We start from the raw sequence: 17,236 nt of genomic DNA on the forward strand, positions 1-17,236 counted from the left end.
TCCTTAAATTTTCAGGATTGAATGACGCCTTCGCGCTGTCTGGCGCAGTAGAAAATGCAAATCAGGCCGGTGATCAGCAGGCACATAGCGAGGAATATCAGGCCCGGCGTGCTGCTGTGGCTGAAATCGTTAAGGAGGCCGACCACGTAGGGAGCGACGAAGCCGCCCAGGTTGCCGATGCAGCTCACCACGGCGAGACCCGCGGCCGTCGCTGCGCCTGCCGAGACGTTGGCAGGCATCGATAAGAAACACGGTACCGCGGTATAGATACCAATGGCGGCAATGGTCAGGAATGAGAGTGAAATCGCGACGTTGAACTTAAAGAACACCACCGCGCCGGCGAGTCCTAATGCGGCAACGACCATACTGATACCGGCAAAAACGGCGATTTTTCGCGTTTTACTGGCCAGCATACTCCATGGATAAACCAGTAGCGCCGCCAGGCCGTAGGGGATGAGGGCAATCAGGCTAACGCGCAGAATATCATCGCCGGAAATGGCGGTAATAATCGACGGTAGCCACATCCCGAAGCCGTAAATCCCGCAAACCATCCCGAAGTTCAGCAGCGCATAAAGCAGATATTTGGGATTTTTAATACCGCTGGCAAACTCAGCCAGCGAGACTTTGCTACCTGATTTTGAACGGTTTGTACTACTCATTAACCACGCCTTTTCTTCAGCGTTGAGATAGCCGACTTCTTGCGGTGAATTCTTAATAATAAAAGGGATGAACAGGCCGATAACGATCGGCGGAATACCTTCGAGGATAAATAACCACTGCCAGGATTCAAGGCCAAACCAGCCGTTATCGATATGCAGAATTAAGCCTGAAATCGGTGAGCCGACGGCATTGGATAGCGGCTGAACAATAATGAACATGCCGAGAATTTTGGTCCGCCAGGCGGGCGGAAAAAAGATCGTGAAGTAGTACACCACCGAAGGGAAGAAACCGGCTTCGCACACGCCGAGCATAAAACGACAGATATAGAGTTCGGTCGGCGTTCTGACGAAACCCATCAAAGTGGCAAAGATTCCCCAGGTTATCAGAATACGCGCAAACCACAGCCGCGGACCGAACTTAATCGTGCCGGCGTTGCTGGGGATTTCAAACATAAAATAACCGATGAAAAATATTCCCGAAGCAAAGCCAAAGGCGGTGGCCGTCAGGCCAAGGCTATCTTCCAGCGCCATTGCGGCGTAGGCCATATTATTACGATCAAGAAAAGCCAGAAAATAAAGCAATATCATTAATGGAACAATGTGCCATGTCAATTTCTTAATGGCGCTCTTTTCTATATCTTGCGCAGATTGTAGGTTCATCATTATTTCCGGTTATACTCGTTAAAGTACAAAAGAATGGGATAGGAATCCCGACATTAATATGCGTTTTAAATGTGATGGGGTGTAAGCCTCCCTGCAGATAATAAATATTATCTGCATCATGCTATTTTTATAAAAACAACTATGGTTGCTTTATTTTTACCGACTGGCGCTGAATAACTTCCGGAGCAAAGATAAATTCGTCGGTTTGTAATCCCGGCTCAGCAATTCTCTGGACGAGCCGCTCAACCATCATCGACGCCATTGCCGAAAGCGGGGCCATTACCGAAGTGAGGCCCGGTGACGATAACGCCGACAGGGAGATATTATCGATGCCAATCACCGAAATATCTTGCGCTATTTTCAGGCCCTGCGCGCGTAGCCCAACCATCAGACCGATGGCTAGAGCATCGTTAATCGCTACTACGCCATCCACTCGCGGCGTTAGGGCGCTAATTTTTTGCGCCAGGCTTACGCCCAGTTCGAACATTTCGGCGTCCCCGAACTCCCGATTGCCTTTGCCTTCTATCACCACGCCCCTGGCCGCTGTATCACTTTGGGCAAGCGCGGACTGAAAGCCGAGGATTTTATGGCTGCGTCCCAGCGTTAACCCGCTTTCGGTGGCGAAGACGATATTACGGCAACCGTTGTCCAGCAGATGTTGCGCCGCCAGACGTCCCGCTTCAACGTTGTCCATTGAGACACTATCGAAGTAGCGTGCCCGAGGCGGGACGCTTTCGGCCAACCGGTTATCATAGCTAATAATGGTCATGCCTTGTTCCGCTGCGCGCACAAAGTGGGTTTTGCGTACGTCGCTGGCGGCGACAATCAACCCGCGTACGCCGTGGGAGAACATATCCGCGATAAAGGCTGACTCCTCGGCGGCATCGCGGCAGCAAATGCCTAATAACAGCCGGTGGCGAAACGCGCGTGCCGCAGTATCCAGTTCATGTGCCAGCGCTGAAAAGCTGGGATTGACGATAGACGGTACCATCAGGCCGAGCATTTTGGTTGCTGAGTCGGCGACCGGCGGGGCGCAACGCGCAGGGCGGTAATTTAGCTCAGCCATCGTTTTGACTATCCGCTGTCGGGTCTCTTCGCGCATCTGTTGCGTGCGATTATTAAGTACGTTGGACACGCTACTAATTGAAACTCCGGCCCGCCGGGCGACATCACGAATATTCGCCATACCAAAACCTTCTCTTTTTGCTGCGCGCTTATTTCAGCGCCGCGGTATCTGATTGCTAATTTATCGATGAGCGAACAGGCGGGCAAGGTATTTACCACCCGCCAAGCGAGTGAAATAAAACATCTGTGAAGCGCCTCGTAAGGATGGGCAGGTGTTTAGTAAACAAAGTGGAATAAATAACGGCAAAGGGCGGGGATAAAAAAATGGGCCCGGAGTTCGGGCCCGTAGAAATAAAGCGTTAAATCGAGGTTCGGCGATAGTTGCGATATTCCGGTTGCCAGAAATTATCGCTAATGGCTTGCAGCAGCGCTTCGGCCGATGTTTTCACCGCCACGCCCTGTTCCTGAGCCACTTTACCGACCGCAAACGCAATAGCGCGCGACACGGCCTGAATATCTTTCAGTTCCGGCAGTACCGGACCTTCGCCGTTATTCACCAGCGGCGAGTGGTTGGCTAAGGTTTCGCTTGCCGCCATCAGCATCTCGTCGGTGACGCGCGATGCCCCCGCGGCGATCACGCCAAGGCCGATGCCCGGGAAGATATAGGAGTTGTTGCACTGCGCGATGGCGTACTGTTTTCCCTTAACCGTCACCGGGGTGAACGGACTGCCGGTGGCCACCAGCGCTTCGCCGTCGGTCCAGGTCAGGATATTCTGCGGCGTGGCTTCGACGCGGGAGGTCGGGTTCGACAGCGGCATGACGATCGGCCGCGGGCAGTGCTTGTGCATTTCACGAATAATTTCTTCCGTGAACAGCCCCGGCTGGCCGGAGACGCCGATCAGAATATTTGGCTTCACATTACGCACCACGTCGAGCAGCGAAAGCGCTTCGTTGGTCGTATCCCAACCTTGCAGGTTTTCGCGCTTCTGCACCAGCTTGCTCTGGAACGACAGCAGATTCGGCATACCGTCGGTCAACAGGCCGAAGCGGTCCACCATAAATACGCGCTGGCGGGCTTCTTCTTCGCTTAGCCCTTCGCGCATGATTTGCGCGATGATCTGTTCAGCAATACCGCAACCGGCGGAGCCCGCGCCGAGGAAGACAATTTTTTGCTCGCTGAGTTGGCTGCCCGCGCCACGGCTGGCGGCGATCAATGTGCCGACGGTGACCGCCGCGGTGCCCTGAATATCATCGTTAAACGAGCAAATCTCGTTACGGTAGCGGTTAAGCAGCGGCATGGCGTTTTTCTGCGCGAAATCTTCAAACTGCAGCAGCACGTCCGGCCAACGGTTTTTGATAGCCTGGATAACGTCGTCAACGAATTGATAATACTCGTCGTCAGTAACGCGCGGATGACGCCAGCCCATATACAGCGGGTCGTCGAGCAGTTGCTGGTTGTTGGTGCCGACATCCAGCACGATAGGCAGGGTGTAGGCCGGGCTGATACCGCCGCAGGTAGTATAGAGCGACAGCTTACCGATAGGAATGCCCATACCGCCGATACCCTGGTCGCCGAGACCGAGAATACGCTCGCCGTCTGTCACAACGATCACTTTGACGTTATGGTTCGGTACGTTTTGCAGGATATCGTCGAGGTTGTGCCTATTCTGGTAGGAGATGAACACGCCGCGCGCGCGACGGTAGATTTCCGAGAAACGCTCACAGGCGGCGCCGACGGTGGGGGTATAGATAACCGGCATCATCTCATCGAGATGATTGCCAATCAGGCGATAAAACAGGGTTTCGTTGGTGTCCTGGATGTTGCGCAGATAAATGTGCTTATCGATCTCGGTTTTAAATCCCTGATACTGGATCCACGCGCGTTCAGCTTGTTCTTCGATGGTTTCGACCACTTCCGGCAGCAGGCCCAGCAGGTTGAAGCTGCTACGCTCTTCCATGCTGAAGGCGCTTCCTTTGTTGAGTAACGGAAACTCAAGCAGAACCGGGCCAGCGTAGGGGATATAAAGAGAACGGTTTTTTTTATAGATGAATTGCATCGCACTAACTCCTTGATGTTCACTTCAGACCCGGGCGCGGCGATAAGCGATCGGGCTGGCAGGAAATGCAGCGGGCAGAGTATAGAGCAGATGGTAACAAAAGAAGGATGCGAAGCGTGGGATTGTCTTAAAAAAACACCATCCTGTTTAGCGGATGGTGTTTTTATCATCACTCAGCTGAAAAATTAACCACCGCGGCGTTTGCGGCCTGTAGCATGGATATGGTTAACGGTAGTTTCTTCGTCGCCTTCCAGCACCACTTTTTTCTGGCGGGAAAGCTTGTAGTTCAGACCGAGAAGATGACGTGCCTGATGGTTCGATTTCATTCTTACTCCTTAATCCTGTTCTGGTTTCAAGGACAAGCCCGACGCAGGCCGGACGAAACGTAACCCTAAGTACGCCGCGCTTTTTAACGCGACGGGATTATCGTGGTCCATTTTTTTGCGAATAGCAACCTTGCGTCGGTAGATTAAGAGCGTTCTCGATTCAGGCGCGGGCGATTACCACTTCATTTCGCCGGTGTTCACTTTCGCGCTCAGCTCCAGCGAACTTTCTTCAGCGAGACCCGGATACTGCGCCTGCATGGCTTTAATGACGCTGGCGGAATCTTTATGCGCTTTCAGCGCCTGCTCGAATTTCTCCAGGTAGTCGCGGGTGAAGACGATAGCCTTGTCGCCCGCCGGCGGCGTGCCGAGGTAGTGGCCCGGGATCACCTGTTGCGGATGCAGCGCAGCCATATCGTTAAGGGTCTGGCGCCACTGCTGACGGCTCGCCGCGCTTTGGGTATCGGCGGTCCAGACGTGCATGCCCCAGGCGATGCCGGTGCCGCCAAGAATCGCTTTATTCGCCGGGATCCAGACGAATGCGCCGTAGTTCTGCGGCTGACGAATTTCCACTTTCTCGCCGTCGATGGTGAAGCTATCTGCGGCTAATACCTGCGGAACATAGACCTGCTTCGGCGCGCCGTCTTTCATCTGCGGGCCCCAGTATGCCAGCTTCGCCGCTTTGGTCTCTTCAATATGCTTAACCACTTGAGGGGTCGCTACCACTTTGGCCTGCGGGAAGGCTTTCACCAGCGGCTCAAGGCCAAAATAGAAATCCGGATCGCCAGAGGTGATCACAATGTGCGTGAGCTTCTTACCGCTTTTGTTGATCATCTCAACCAGCTTTTCGCCATCTTTAACGCTGAACTGGGCGTCAAACAATACCGCCTCGTGCGGGCCGGAGGCCAGCGTGGAGTTCACCGCGAAAATCGCGTTCTCCTGCGGGTTGTAGGTTTGCAGGGTCAACGGCGCGGCAAAAGCGGTGGTGCTGAACAGGGCGGTGGCGATAGCCAGGGCAGATACTTTCATGTTGGTTTTCTCTCTTTCAGGTGAATAGGTTTATTTTACGTCATTCTCGATTTGCGAAAATTCCTGAAAAAAGAGATGCTGAGTTTCATAAAACGTGCAGATGGATACGGATATGGATCGAGTTATCGCCGCCCAGGTATACATGCGGATATGCGAGCTGGGCAGTTTGAGCGCGGCTGCCAGGGCGCTTGGAATGTCGCGGCCGATGGTGAGTCGCTATCTGGAGCAGATGGAACATTGGGCCGGTACCCGGCTCATTCATCGTTCGACGCGCAAACTGACCTTAACCAGCGCAGGTGAAAAGGTATTGCAGAAAACGCGTAGCCTCACGCAATTGGCGGATGAGATAGCGGGGCAGACGGAACGCGCGGTGCCGAGCGGCACGTTGCGGGTCGCCTGCGCGCACTTTACCGCCATGCAGTTGCTCTCACCGCTGCTACCGGAATTTTTGGCCCGTTACCCCCAACTGCGTCTCGAACTGGATATCAACAACCATCCGGTGAGCCTGATTGGCGAGCGTATCGATGTCGCCATCCGGATCACCGATAATCCGGAGCCGGGGGCAATAGCCCGGCGGCTCGGCATTTGCCGATCGGTACTCTGCGCATCGCCGCGATGGCTAAAGCAGCATGGCCAGATAAATTCGCCGGAGGAGCTCAGTCAACATAACTGTTTGCACTATAGCCATTTCGCCACCCCAACATGGCAGTTTACCGATCCGCAGGGCGAACCCGTGTCGGTGGCCGTCTCCGGCAACCTGAGCGCCGGGATCTCCTCTCTGCTGATGGAAGCGGCGGTGGCGGGGTGCGGCATCGCCATGCTGCCGGAACTGGAAGCCCGGCGCGCGCTTAACAGCGGCGCGCTAAAACAGGTGCTGCCTGGCTATACGCCAAAATCCCTGGCCGTCTATGGTATCTATCTGTCACGAGATTATCAGCCCAGCGCGCTGCCGCTGTTTCTGGAGGCCATTCAGCAACAGTTGTCCCAGGTCAGCTAGAGCTGTCTATACTTACTCCTTTAACGTCAAAAAGGAGTGAAACGATGGCAATTCATAAGAAAGGTCAGGCGCATTGGGAAGGGGATTTGAAAAGCGGTAAAGGCACCGTCTCGACGGAAAGCGGTGCGCTGAACCAACAACCTTATGGTTTTAATACCCGCTTTGAAGGCGTTAAAGGGACTAACCCGGAAGAGCTTATCGGCGCGGCCCATGCCGCCTGCTTCTCAATGGCGCTGTCATTAATGCTCAGCGAAGAGGGCTATACGGCGACCTCTATCGATACCGTTGCGGTGGTCACGCTGGATAAGAGCGGCGGTGGCTTCGCCATCACGAAGATCGCGCTGCAGAGCAATATTGTCCTGCCGGGTATCGATAAAGCCGCCTTTGATCCGATTATCCAAAAAGCCAAAGCTGGCTGCCCGGTTTCGCAGGTGCTGAAGGCCGACATCTCCCTCGATTATCAGCTCAACGCTTAATCCGTGGCGCGCCCGCGGTAGCGCGGGCGCGTTGCCGTTTAAAGTCACCGTCGGCAAATGCCTGCCGCCGCGAATGGTGATATGTTGGTGGCGTTACGGATAGCGACGGATAACGCAATGACCAGCATACGCGGCATGATTGAATCACAGGTCCTGGGTTTAACCGGGATGGCGTTAAAAGAGATTGATTTTGAAAACCCGAAGGGCGAGCCGGGCTTATTTGGCCCGCGGTCGGCTATCTGGCAGGTACACGGCGACTTTACCTCAATGCTCTGCGGCGGCATTAGCGCGCTACTGTTACAGATGCTGCATCCGCTGGCGCTGGCCGGTGTGTGGGATCATTCGCGTTTTCGTGAAGATATCTTTGGCCGTCTGCGCCGCACCAGTCAATTTATCTCAGCCACCACGTTTGGCGCTACCGCGGATGCCGAAAGATTAATCGCTAAAGTGCAGGGGATCCATCAGCGCATCAGCGGCGTTGCGCCGGACGGCACACCCTATCACGCCAGCGATCCGGCGCTCTTAACCTGGGTTCACGTGGCCGAATGCAGCAGCTTTATGGCCTCTCATCTGCGTTATAAGCGCACCATCGTCACTGCCGCGCGGCAGGAGCAATACTACCGCGAAGCGGCGGAAGTCGCCCGGCGACTTGGCGCCGAAGACATCCCCGAAACGCCACGTCAGGTGGCGGAGTATTTGCAGGATATGCGCCCTCAGTTACGTTGTGATGAACGAACGCGGGAGGTGGCGCAGGTGCTGCTCACCACCCGTCTGCCGGGCCGGCTAAGCCAGCCGGTAGGACGCTGGATGATGGTCGCCGGAATCGATCTGCTCCCCGATTGGGCGCAGCAGATGCTGGCGATCCCCATCAATCCGTTGCAGCGGCGAACCGCCAGAGTGGCGGTCAATGGCGTGGCGCGGGTGCTCCGCGCTTCGGTGCGCAATGGGGCTTATCATTGCGCTATGCGTCGAATGGCAACGTCATAAAAATAAAAAATAGCCGCTCAATGTCGGCTATTTTTAAAGCGCAATCATTCGCATTTATATATTATAACTCAGGCTATTTATTTTAAATTTATTATCAACAAGCTATTAATATTGAATATCGCTGATTCATATCAGGCTATCATCCACACTTTATTCGGGAGGGATGATGGAAAATAAAAAACAGCAGAGTGATAATAAATATCATCAGCGTTCACAGGCTGCGCGAAAAAGCACCCTGGTCAGCGTAGTCGTTAATCTGTTTTTATCGACCGGGCAAATTATCGCCGGCCTGTTTTCAGGGTCGCAAGGGCTTATTGCCGATGGCATCCACTCTCTTTCCGATTTAATTGCTGATTTTGTAGTTCTGATTGCCAATAAGAAAAGCCGTAAACCTTCCGACAGCGATCATCATTATGGCCACTGGCGCTACGAAAATGGCGCGTCGCTGATATTGGGCGCGATTTTAATGGTTGTCGGCGTGGGCATGTTGTGGTCGGCGGTGGATAAACTACTCCATCCGGAAACCATTCAATCCGTGCATATTACGGCACTTTGGGTGGCCCTGACGGCGCTGATCGCAAAAGAGACGCTGTTCCGTTACATGCTGGCGGTAGCAAAGCGCATTCAATCGTCATTATTAATTGCGAACGCCTGGCATGCGCGCTCGGATGCAGCATCGTCGGTAGTGGTGGCGGTGGGGATCGTTGGCAATCTCGCGGGGATGGTCTGGTTGGATCCTGTAGCGGCATTGTTAGTAGGGGTATTGATTTCCCGAATGGGTTACACTTTTGCCGGCGATGCTTTACATGATTTAATGGATCGCTCGGTCGACGCGCAAACTCAGAATGCGATACGCGACACCATCGCCGCAACCGGCGGCGTAGTGGGTCTGCATGATCTAAAAACTCGTAAGGCGGGCGACCTGATCCTCGTCGATGTCCATATAGAAGTTCCGGGCGAGCTGTCGGTTCGCGCAGGCCATGCTATCGCGCTGGCGGTGCGGGAAAATGTGCTCGCGCGCCATGAGGTGCTACAGGTGATGATTCACATTGATCCATACGAAGCGCCCTGCGGCGAACCGGTTCACGCGTAAACAACATTTCGACTCCTGCCTGCAGGAGCCAACGCTACCTTGCCGTTAATTGGCAATAACAGAGGATGATATGAAAATTAACGAACCTCAGGCGATTACTTTACCCCTGCCGCGAACGGCGATATTTATCGTCGCGACCGTAGCGCGCAGCGCAGAGAGCCTGAGCCGCGTGCGCGACTGGTGCGATGATTTCGCCGCGGTGGTGCGTTCCGTTGGTACCCGCATGCCGGAGGCGGGGATTTCCTGCATCTGCGGATTTGGCGCTGAAATCTGGCCGCAGTTGTTTGGCCAGCCCACCCCGCAGCAGCTGCATCCTTTTCGCCGCGTGGGCAGCGGAGAGCGCGTGGCGGTCTCTACGCCGGGCGATCTGCTGCTGCATATCCGTTCCGATGATATGGGGCTTAGCTTCGAACTGGCGACGCAGTTGATGGACAAGTTGGGGGATGCCGTAACGGTTGTCGATGAAGTGCACGGCTTCCGCTATTTCGACCGTCGGGCGATGATCGGTTTCGTTGACGGTAGCGAAAACCCGCAGGGGCGCGCGGCGGCGGATTTCACCATTATCGGCGATGAAGACCCGGATTTCGCCGGTGGTAGCTACGTGATTGTGCAGAAATATCTGCACGATATGGCGGGCTGGAATGCGTTAACCGTCGAGCAGCAGGAGCGTATTATCGGGCGTAAAAAAATGACCAACATCGAACTGGATGCCGACGTCAAACCAAGCTGTTCGCACAGTTCGCTCACCACCCTTGAAGAGAACGGCGAGGAGATTAAAATCCTGCGCGACAACATGCCGTTCGGCAAACCCGGCATGGGCGAGTTTGGTACCTATTTTATCGGTTATGCGCGCAGCCCGGCGCCCATCGAACAGATGCTGGAAAACATGTTTGTCGGTCGCCCAGTCGGTAATTACGATCGACTGCTCGATTATAGCCGCCCGGTTACCGGCAGTCTGTTCTTTGTACCTTCTGCGACGCTACTTGAAGAATTATCCAGTCGTCAGGCTGAATAACCCTGCATAATATCCGCCATTACGCAGCCGCTGATGGTTTATTTCTCCGGCCTGCTTTGCAGGCCGAATATTGCGTGAAAAATAAAAACAGCCCATAATTAAACCACCATTAATTCATCGCTAATTAATGGCGGTTATCAACGCGATGTCGTGTTTGTGTACAATAAAATTAACCAATGGCTTAATAGATAATATCTATACCCTAAATAATTCGAGTTGCAGGAAGGCGGCGACGCAGGGAATCCCCAGGAGCTTACTCCAGTAAGTGACTGGGGTGAGCGAGGACAAATTCGTCAGGAACGAATTTGAACGCAGTTCACTGCGCCCGTAAGGGCGAGGCCCAGGGATGGGCCGAGTTATTGCCAACGCACATGCAACTTGAAGTATGACGGGTATATACCCATCATTTTTCATTAGGGTATGTACTGAGCATCATTGGGTCTTCAGGAAGTAATACAATGATCATCCGGCCAGAACAACACTGGTTTTTTCGTCTGTTTGACTGGCACGGTTCCGTGCTGTCAAAAATTGTTTTCCGCCTGCTATTGAACGTCCTGATGTCGGTCATCGCCATCATCAGCTATCAATGGTATGAACAACTTGGCATTCACTTAACCGTTGCGCCATTTAGCCTGTTGGGGATCGCGATTGCGATTTTTCTCGGCTTTCGTAATAGCGCGAGCTACAGCCGCTTCGTTGAGGCGCGTAATTTATGGGGAACCGTGCTGATTGCCGAACGAACGCTGGTGCGGCAGCTGAAAAATATCCTTCCAGCCGAGGCGGAAACGCATAAAACGTTAGTCAGTTACCTGGTGGCGTTCAGCTGGAGCCTTAAGCATCAGTTGCGTAAAACCGACCCGGCGGTCGACCTGTATCGCCTGTTGCCGAAAGAGAAAGTGGCGGAAATTCTCGCCAGCTCAATGCCGACTAACCGAATTTTATTATTGATTGGTAATGAGTTAGGGAAGCTGCGCGAGCAGGGTATGCTCAGCGATATTACCTACGGCTTGATGGATAATAAACTCGACGAGTTAGCCCATGTCCTGGGCGGCTGCGAGCGTCTGGCGAGTACGCCGGTGCCGTTTGCTTACACCTTGATTTTACAGCGCACGGTGTATCTTTTTTGTACGTTGCTGCCGTTCGCGCTGGTGGGCGATTTGCATTATATGACGCCGTTTGTTTCGGTATTTATATCCTACACCTTCCTGTCATGGGATTCCCTGGCGGAAGAGCTGGAGGATCCGTTTGGCACTTCGGCAAACGATCTACCGCTCAATGCAATGTGCAATACCATTGAACGTAATTTGATGGATATGACCGGGCAACATCCGTTGCCGGAAAAAATGCAGCCTGACCGTTATTACAACCTTACATAAAAAAACGCCGGGCGGGTCAGCCCGTCCGGCGTTGAGTATTAGTGAGTGCGCATTCCTGCCGCCGTCATCAATAACTTAAAGAAGGTGGCGACCACGCCGAGCGCCAGCACGCTGGCCCCCCAGATAATCACCAGCCACATCAGTTTGTGCCAGAACGGACGATGATGCGTCGTTAACGTTTTATCAGATTGAGTCGCCATCAATGATACCCCTCATCGGGTTTGATTTTGCCGCGGAACACGTAGTAGCTCCAGCAGGTGTACATCAAAATAACCGGAATGATCAGCAGCCCGCCGACCAGCATAAAGCCCTGGCTCTGCGGCGGTGAAGCGGCCTGCCAGATAGAGATTGCCGGTGGAATAATATTCGGCCAGATGCTGATCCCAAGGCCGCTGAACCCGAGGAACACCAGCGCCAGGGTGAGTAAAAACGGCCCATAGCTGGCCTGACGATTGTAGGCGCTACGGACAATCCCCCAGCAGCAAACCAGCACCAACAACGGCACCGGCATAAACCAGATGATATTGGGGAACGTAAACCAGCGGTGAGCGATTTCCGGGTGAGTCAGCGGCGTCCAGATGCTGATAATGGCGACCACTGCCAGCAACGCCAGCGTCAGCGGGATCGCCAGCTCGGACATTTTGCGATGCAGAGCGCCTTCGGTTTTCATTATCAGCCAGGTACAGCCCAACAGCGCGTAGGCAATCACCAGCCCGACGCCGCAAAACAGCGGGAAGGGCGCCAGCCAGTCGAGGGTTGAGCCGCTAAATTCACGACCCGTGACGCTGAGGCCGTTGAGCAGGGTGCCAACGGCGATCCCCTGACTAAACGTCGCCAATAGCGAACCGCCGATAAACGCTTTATCCCACAACGGACGATGTTCCGGCGTCGCCTTAAAGCGGAACTCAAACGCTACGCCGCGGAAAATCAGCCCCAGTAACATAGCGGTTAACGGGATGCTGAGCGCATCGATGATCACCGCGTAGGCCAGCGGAAACGCGCCATACAGCGCCGCGCCGCCCAGCACCATCCAGGTTTCGTTGCCGTCCCACACCGGCGCGACGCTATTCATCATCATGTCGCGGTCGGTTTCATTTTTATTAAACGGGAACAGAATGCCGATCCCGAGATCGAAACCGTCCATCACGATATACATCAAGGTGGCAAAAACGATGATCGTGAACCAGATAATTGACAGGTCGATACCCATATTATTTTCTCCCTGAGGTATTCATAGGTTCGCGCACTGCGGACAGCGGGCGGGCAGGGGTTTGGTTCTGAGTCGGGTCTTCCGGCGTGTGCGCACTTTCCGGCCCTTTCTTTATCAGGCGAATCAGATACACGTAGCCGACGCCAAACACCGAGGCGTAGACCACGATAAAGGCCAGCAGGCTGAGGGACATATGCAGATCGCCATGGGCGGAGACCGCATCCCGGGTGCGCTGAACGCCATAGACTACCCACGGCTGACGGCCAATCTCAGTAGTAAACCAGCCTGCCAGTAGCGCGACCAGCCCGGAAGGGCCCATCAACAGGGCAAAACGCAGGAACGGTTTTGACGTGTAAAGCCGGCCACGCCAGCGCAGCCAGGCGCTGACCACGCCGAGCAGTACCATTAACATACCGAGCCCGGCCATCACCCTGAACGACCAGAAGATAATGGTGGAATTTGGTCGGTCTTCTTTCGGGAAACTTTTTAAGGCTGGAACCTGTTTATCGAGGCTATGGGTCAGGATGATGCTGCCAAGATAGGGAACCTCAATTTTATATTTGGTGCGCTCCTCATCCATATCCGGCAGACCAAACAGCACTAATGGCGTGGCCTCACCCGGTTTATTCTCCCAGTGTCCTTCAATCGCGGCGATTTTTGCCGGTTGATGTTCGAGCGTATTCAGACCGTGCGCATCGCCAATCATCGCCTGAATGGGGGCGACGATCAGCGCCATCCACAGCGCCATCGAGAACATCTTGCGGATTGCCGGCGTGTCATTGCCCTTCAGCAGATGCCAGGCCGCCGAAGCGCCGACGAAAAAGGCGCTGGCAAGGAAGGCGGCGGTGGACATGTGCAGCAGGCGATACGGGAATGAAGGGTTAAAAACGACCTTCAGCCAGTCTACCGGCACCACGATGCCATTCTCGATAATGTAGCCCTGCGGCGTATGCATCCAGCTATTGGACGCGAGGATCCAGAAGGTGGAAAACAGCGTGCCCAGCGCCACCATACAGGTCGCGAAGAAGTGCAGGCCGCGGCCGACGCGATGCCAGCCGAACAGCATGACGCCAAGAAAGCCGGCTTCGAGGAAGAAGGCGGTCAGGACTTCATAGGTCAATAGCGGTCCGGTAATACTACCGGCGAACTGCGAGAACCCGCTCCAGTTGGTGCCGAACTGATAGGCCATCACCAGGCCGGAAACGACGCCCATACCAAAATTAACGGCAAATATTTTTGACCAGAAATGATAGAGCTGGCGGTAGGTATCCTCTTTTGTTTTTAACCACAGGCCTTCCAGTACCGCAAGGTAGCTGGCGAGACCAATGGTAATAGCGGGGAAAATGATGTGGAAAGATACAGTAAATGCAAACTGTATCCGGGCTAAATAAAAGGCATCTAATCCGAACATGGCTCACCCCTGTACGACATTACTTCATTGTATTTATGGAATATTTTCTGCATAGCGGATACGGCTTTACCTGCGCAAAGCCTCCTGTTAATGACAATTAAATTACGGCGTTGCCGGGCATTGAAATATGTTAATGCCCTTGATAATAAAGTTTAAAATTAATTCTTTAATTATCAAATAGGTTAAATTTAACACCCGATAGATAACATCTATTATACAACACGAAATGACATGTTATTATTTAGTTAACGAATAAAATTGCTCATTTCATTTTAACCAGACATTTAGTTAAAGATTAAAAACAACAAGTTAACCCTGTCATTTGCTATTCATTGGAAAATGAAATGTGGTATTTCCCGCTTAATTACTGTGGTTATTTAACATCGCCGCAAAAAACCGTGACCAATGTTGTTAATAACATTCGTTAGCTGAAGAGAGTATTCAGGAGTTCATATGAATAAGAAAAAACGCGCTGTCCCCGGTGTTCATCCCTATGATGGCCCAGCGGGTGGATGGGGGGCGTTAAAAGCGACCGCCATCGCCGTGCGTACGCAAATGGACGCGCTTGACGCCCCGGTCACGCTGCTGCGTACCAACCAGCCTGACGGTTTTGACTGCCCCGGCTGCGCCTGGCCGGATAAAGAACATAAATCAACCTTCCAGTTTTGTGAGAACGGCGCGAAGGCGGTTACCTGGGAAGCCACCAGCAAACGCGTGACACCAGAGTTCCTCGCCGCCAATACCGTGACCTCGCTGCTGGCGAAAAGCGACTTTGAACTGGAAGGTTACGGACGTATTACCCATCCCTTGTCTTACGATCGTGAAAGCGACACGCTGCGTCCGGTCTCCTGGGAAAGCGCGTTTGCCCGCATTGGCGAAGTATTACAGGGCATGCAGCCCGATGAAGTTGAGTTCTATACCTCCGGGCGCGCCTCTAACGAAGCGGCATATCTGTTCCAGCTTTACGCCCGCGAGTTCGGCACCAATAATTTCCCGGACTGCTCCAATATGTGCCACGAGGCGACCAGCGTCGGTCTACCACAATCGATCGGTATCGGTAAAGGCACGGTGTCTTTGGACGACTTTGACAAAACGGAACTGGTTATTTCCATCGGTCACAACCCCGGAACCAACCATCCGCGCATGATGGGCACGTTGCATGAACTGTCTCGCCGCGGTGTGCCGATTATCGTCTTTAACCCGCTGCGTGAAAGGGCACTGGAACGTTTTGCCGACCCACAGAACGTTATTGAAATGGCGACCTACAGCTCGACGAATATCGCCTCAACCTATTTCCAGGTGAGAGCGGGCGGCGATGCCGCGGCGCTGAAAGGGATCGCTAAGGCGTTACTGGAGATTGAAGCGGACCAGGGCCAGGTGCTGGTCCAGACGTTTATTAACGAGCACACCCTCGGCTTCGACGCTTTTGCCGAAGATTTACGTCAGACTAGTTGGCCGGAAATTGAGCGTGAGTCCGGATTAACTCGTGACGATCTGCAGCGCGTTGCCGTTGCCTACGCCAAATCCAACGCCACTATCGTGACCTATGGCATGGGGATCACCCAGCATAACAAAGGCACCTCTAACGTCCGATTGATCGCCGACCTTCTGCTGATGCGCGGCAATATCGGCAAACCGGGGGCCGGCATCTGCCCGCTGCGCGGTCACTCTAACGTTCAGGGCAACCGTACCGTTGGTATTACCGAAAAACCGAGTGCCGATTTTCTGAATAATCTTGAAAGCGTGTTCGGCTTTGTCGCACCGCGCGGACATGGCCATGATGCGGTAAAAGCCCTGCAGGCGATGGTTGCCGGTGAAGCGAAAGCGCTGATCTGCCTTGGCGGTAATTTTGCGGTGGCGATGCCGGATCATGAGCGGGCGTTCCCGGCGATGCGTGGGCTGGATCTTAGCGTGCACATCGGCACCAAACTGAACCGTTCGCATCTGCTGGCAGCCAAAGAGACCTTTATTCTGCCTTGTCTGGGCCGCACCGAACTCGATATGCAGGAGAGCGGACGCCAGTCAATCACCGTAGAAGACTCGATGTCGATGGTCCACGCCTCATCCGGCAAACTGAAACCGGCCTCTGACCGTCTGCGCTCGGAACCGGCTATCGTCGCCGGGATGGCGGCGGCGACGCTGCCGAACAGTAAGATCGACTGGTTATCGCTGGTGGCGGATTACGACCGCATCCGCGATCTCATCGAGCAGACTATCCCCGGGTTCGAGGATTATAACGAACGTATTCGTCATCCGGGCGGTTTCCGTATGCCGCTGCCGCCAACCGAGCGGATCTGGCCGACGCCGACCGGCAAAGCGATGTTCTCGGTGTTCAAAGGCGTCCATGAGAACACCCGCGTTGATGGCGACGACGTGATGCGCCTGGTTACGCTGCGCAGTCACGATCAGTACAACACCACGATTTACGCGATGGACGATCGCTATCGCGGGGTGTTTGGCCGCCGCGATGTGCTGTTTATGAATGAGCAGGATATGGCCGAGCAGGGGCTGGAGCATGGCGACCGTGTCGACATTTTCACCGCGCTCCCGAATAGCGACCTGCGCCTTGAGGATATCACCGTGGTTGCTTATAGCATCGCGCCGGGCACCGTGGGCGCTTATTATCCGGAAGCCAACGTGTTGGTGCCGCTGGATTACATCGATGAAGAGAGCGGAACGCCGTCGTACAAGTCAGTTCCTATCCGCCTGACGCTGCGTTCTAAAGAGGTGCGCGCCGTCCCCGGTCTGCGTTAATTTGCTGAATGTTGCCAGTGGCCTAAGACCGGGCTACTGGCAAATGGCATCTTGAAATAAGCCCCTACCGCAAGTAACATTTAAATAACATATCTTATCGCAGCTGTGTTCTGCATCGCGT

15 protein-coding genes are annotated in these 17,236 nt (G+C 54.0%); 7 read left to right on the forward strand and 8 right to left on the reverse strand.

All coding sequences use genetic code 11. From position 1 onward, the window contains the following. Positions 1 to 11: 11 nt before the first annotated feature. From PGQ95_RS07345 to PGQ95_RS07365, 5 genes are all read right to left on the reverse strand, one after another. Positions 12 to 1,319 carry an MFS transporter gene (locus PGQ95_RS07345; RefSeq protein ID WP_015705501.1) on the reverse strand — a complete coding sequence of 436 codons (1,308 nt, stop codon included), beginning with the start codon at positions 1,317 to 1,319 and terminating at the stop codon, positions 12 to 14. 142 nt (positions 1,320 to 1,461) lie between these two features. Beyond that, on the reverse strand, positions 1,462 to 2,508 hold the full coding sequence (locus tag PGQ95_RS07350; RefSeq protein ID WP_213316127.1) for a LacI family DNA-binding transcriptional regulator: 1,047 nt from the start codon (positions 2,506 to 2,508) through the stop codon (positions 1,462 to 1,464). A 238-nt stretch (positions 2,509 to 2,746) separates the two neighbouring features. Next, a complete protein-coding gene (locus PGQ95_RS07355) occupies positions 2,747 to 4,444 on the reverse strand; it encodes an NAD-dependent malic enzyme (RefSeq protein WP_015366493.1) in 1,698 nt (565 codons plus the stop codon). Between the two features lie 185 nt (positions 4,445 to 4,629). Beyond that, positions 4,630 to 4,770 (reverse strand): stationary-phase-induced ribosome-associated protein, encoded by a 141-nt coding sequence (gene sra, locus PGQ95_RS07360; RefSeq protein ID WP_015366494.1) that lies wholly within the window; start codon positions 4,768 to 4,770, stop codon positions 4,630 to 4,632. Between the two features lie 174 nt (positions 4,771 to 4,944). Then, positions 4,945 to 5,796 carry a Vmh family MBL fold metallo-hydrolase gene (locus PGQ95_RS07365; protein WP_087859600.1) on the reverse strand — a complete coding sequence of 284 codons (852 nt, stop codon included), beginning with the start codon at positions 5,794 to 5,796 and terminating at the stop codon, positions 4,945 to 4,947. Between the two features lie 112 nt (positions 5,797 to 5,908). Here PGQ95_RS07365 and PGQ95_RS07370 point away from each other — a divergent pair, with 112 nt between their 5' ends. The 6 genes from PGQ95_RS07370 to PGQ95_RS07395 all read left to right on the forward strand — a co-directional run bounded on the left by PGQ95_RS07370 (position 5,909) and on the right by PGQ95_RS07395 (position 11,740). After that, positions 5,909 to 6,793: a LysR family transcriptional regulator gene (locus PGQ95_RS07370; RefSeq protein ID WP_430917510.1), complete on the forward strand. Its 885-nt coding sequence runs from the start codon at positions 5,909 to 5,911 to the stop codon at positions 6,791 to 6,793. A 44-nt stretch (positions 6,794 to 6,837) separates the two neighbouring features. After that, entirely contained in the window at positions 6,838 to 7,269 is a 432-nt protein-coding gene (locus tag PGQ95_RS07375) for an OsmC family protein (protein WP_015366497.1), read from the forward strand. A gap of 117 nt (positions 7,270 to 7,386) precedes the next feature. Next, positions 7,387 to 8,256, forward strand: a complete 870-nt coding sequence (locus PGQ95_RS07380) for an oxygenase MpaB family protein (RefSeq protein ID WP_430917513.1) — start codon at positions 7,387 to 7,389, stop codon at positions 8,254 to 8,256. Positions 8,257 to 8,422: 166 nt separating this feature from the next. After that, on the forward strand, positions 8,423 to 9,349 hold the full coding sequence (locus tag PGQ95_RS07385; protein WP_430917516.1) for a cation diffusion facilitator family transporter: 927 nt from the start codon (positions 8,423 to 8,425) through the stop codon (positions 9,347 to 9,349). Between the two features lie 70 nt (positions 9,350 to 9,419). After that, entirely contained in the window at positions 9,420 to 10,364 is a 945-nt protein-coding gene (locus PGQ95_RS07390) for a Dyp-type peroxidase (protein WP_430917518.1), read from the forward strand. Positions 10,365 to 10,822: 458 nt separating this feature from the next. Further along, entirely contained in the window at positions 10,823 to 11,740 is a 918-nt protein-coding gene (locus PGQ95_RS07395; RefSeq protein WP_113373325.1) for a bestrophin family protein, read from the forward strand. A 38-nt stretch (positions 11,741 to 11,778) separates the two neighbouring features. Here the strand turns inward: PGQ95_RS07395 and PGQ95_RS07400 are convergent, their stop codons facing one another. The 3 genes from PGQ95_RS07400 to PGQ95_RS07410 are packed head-to-tail and all read right to left on the reverse strand — an operon-like array spanning position 11,779 to position 14,361. Next, the gene (locus PGQ95_RS07400) at positions 11,779 to 11,940 is read right to left on the reverse strand and encodes a DUF2474 domain-containing protein (protein WP_064568862.1); all 162 of its coding nucleotides are present in this window, start codon (positions 11,938 to 11,940) and stop codon (positions 11,779 to 11,781) included. Continuing rightward, positions 11,940 to 12,950, reverse strand: coding sequence for a cytochrome d ubiquinol oxidase subunit II (gene cydB, locus PGQ95_RS07405; protein ID WP_015705494.1), 1,011 nt, complete (start codon positions 12,948 to 12,950; stop codon positions 11,940 to 11,942). The genes PGQ95_RS07400 and cydB overlap by 1 nt, the downstream gene beginning before the upstream one ends. Position 12,951: 1 nt before the next feature. Continuing rightward, entirely contained in the window at positions 12,952 to 14,361 is a 1,410-nt protein-coding gene (locus tag PGQ95_RS07410) for a cytochrome ubiquinol oxidase subunit I (RefSeq protein WP_015366505.1), read from the reverse strand. A gap of 453 nt (positions 14,362 to 14,814) precedes the next feature. Here PGQ95_RS07410 and PGQ95_RS07415 point away from each other — a divergent pair, with 453 nt between their 5' ends. Further along, positions 14,815 to 17,115 (forward strand): FdhF/YdeP family oxidoreductase, encoded by a 2,301-nt coding sequence (locus PGQ95_RS07415; RefSeq protein ID WP_430917521.1) that lies wholly within the window; start codon positions 14,815 to 14,817, stop codon positions 17,113 to 17,115. The last annotated feature ends 121 nt before the right edge of the window (positions 17,116 to 17,236 follow it).

Origin of the sequence: Klebsiella sp. 141240 (genome assembly GCF_050600805.1) — a bacterium.
GTDB classification, from domain to species: Bacteria; Pseudomonadota; Gammaproteobacteria; order Enterobacterales; family Enterobacteriaceae; genus Klebsiella; species Klebsiella aerogenes.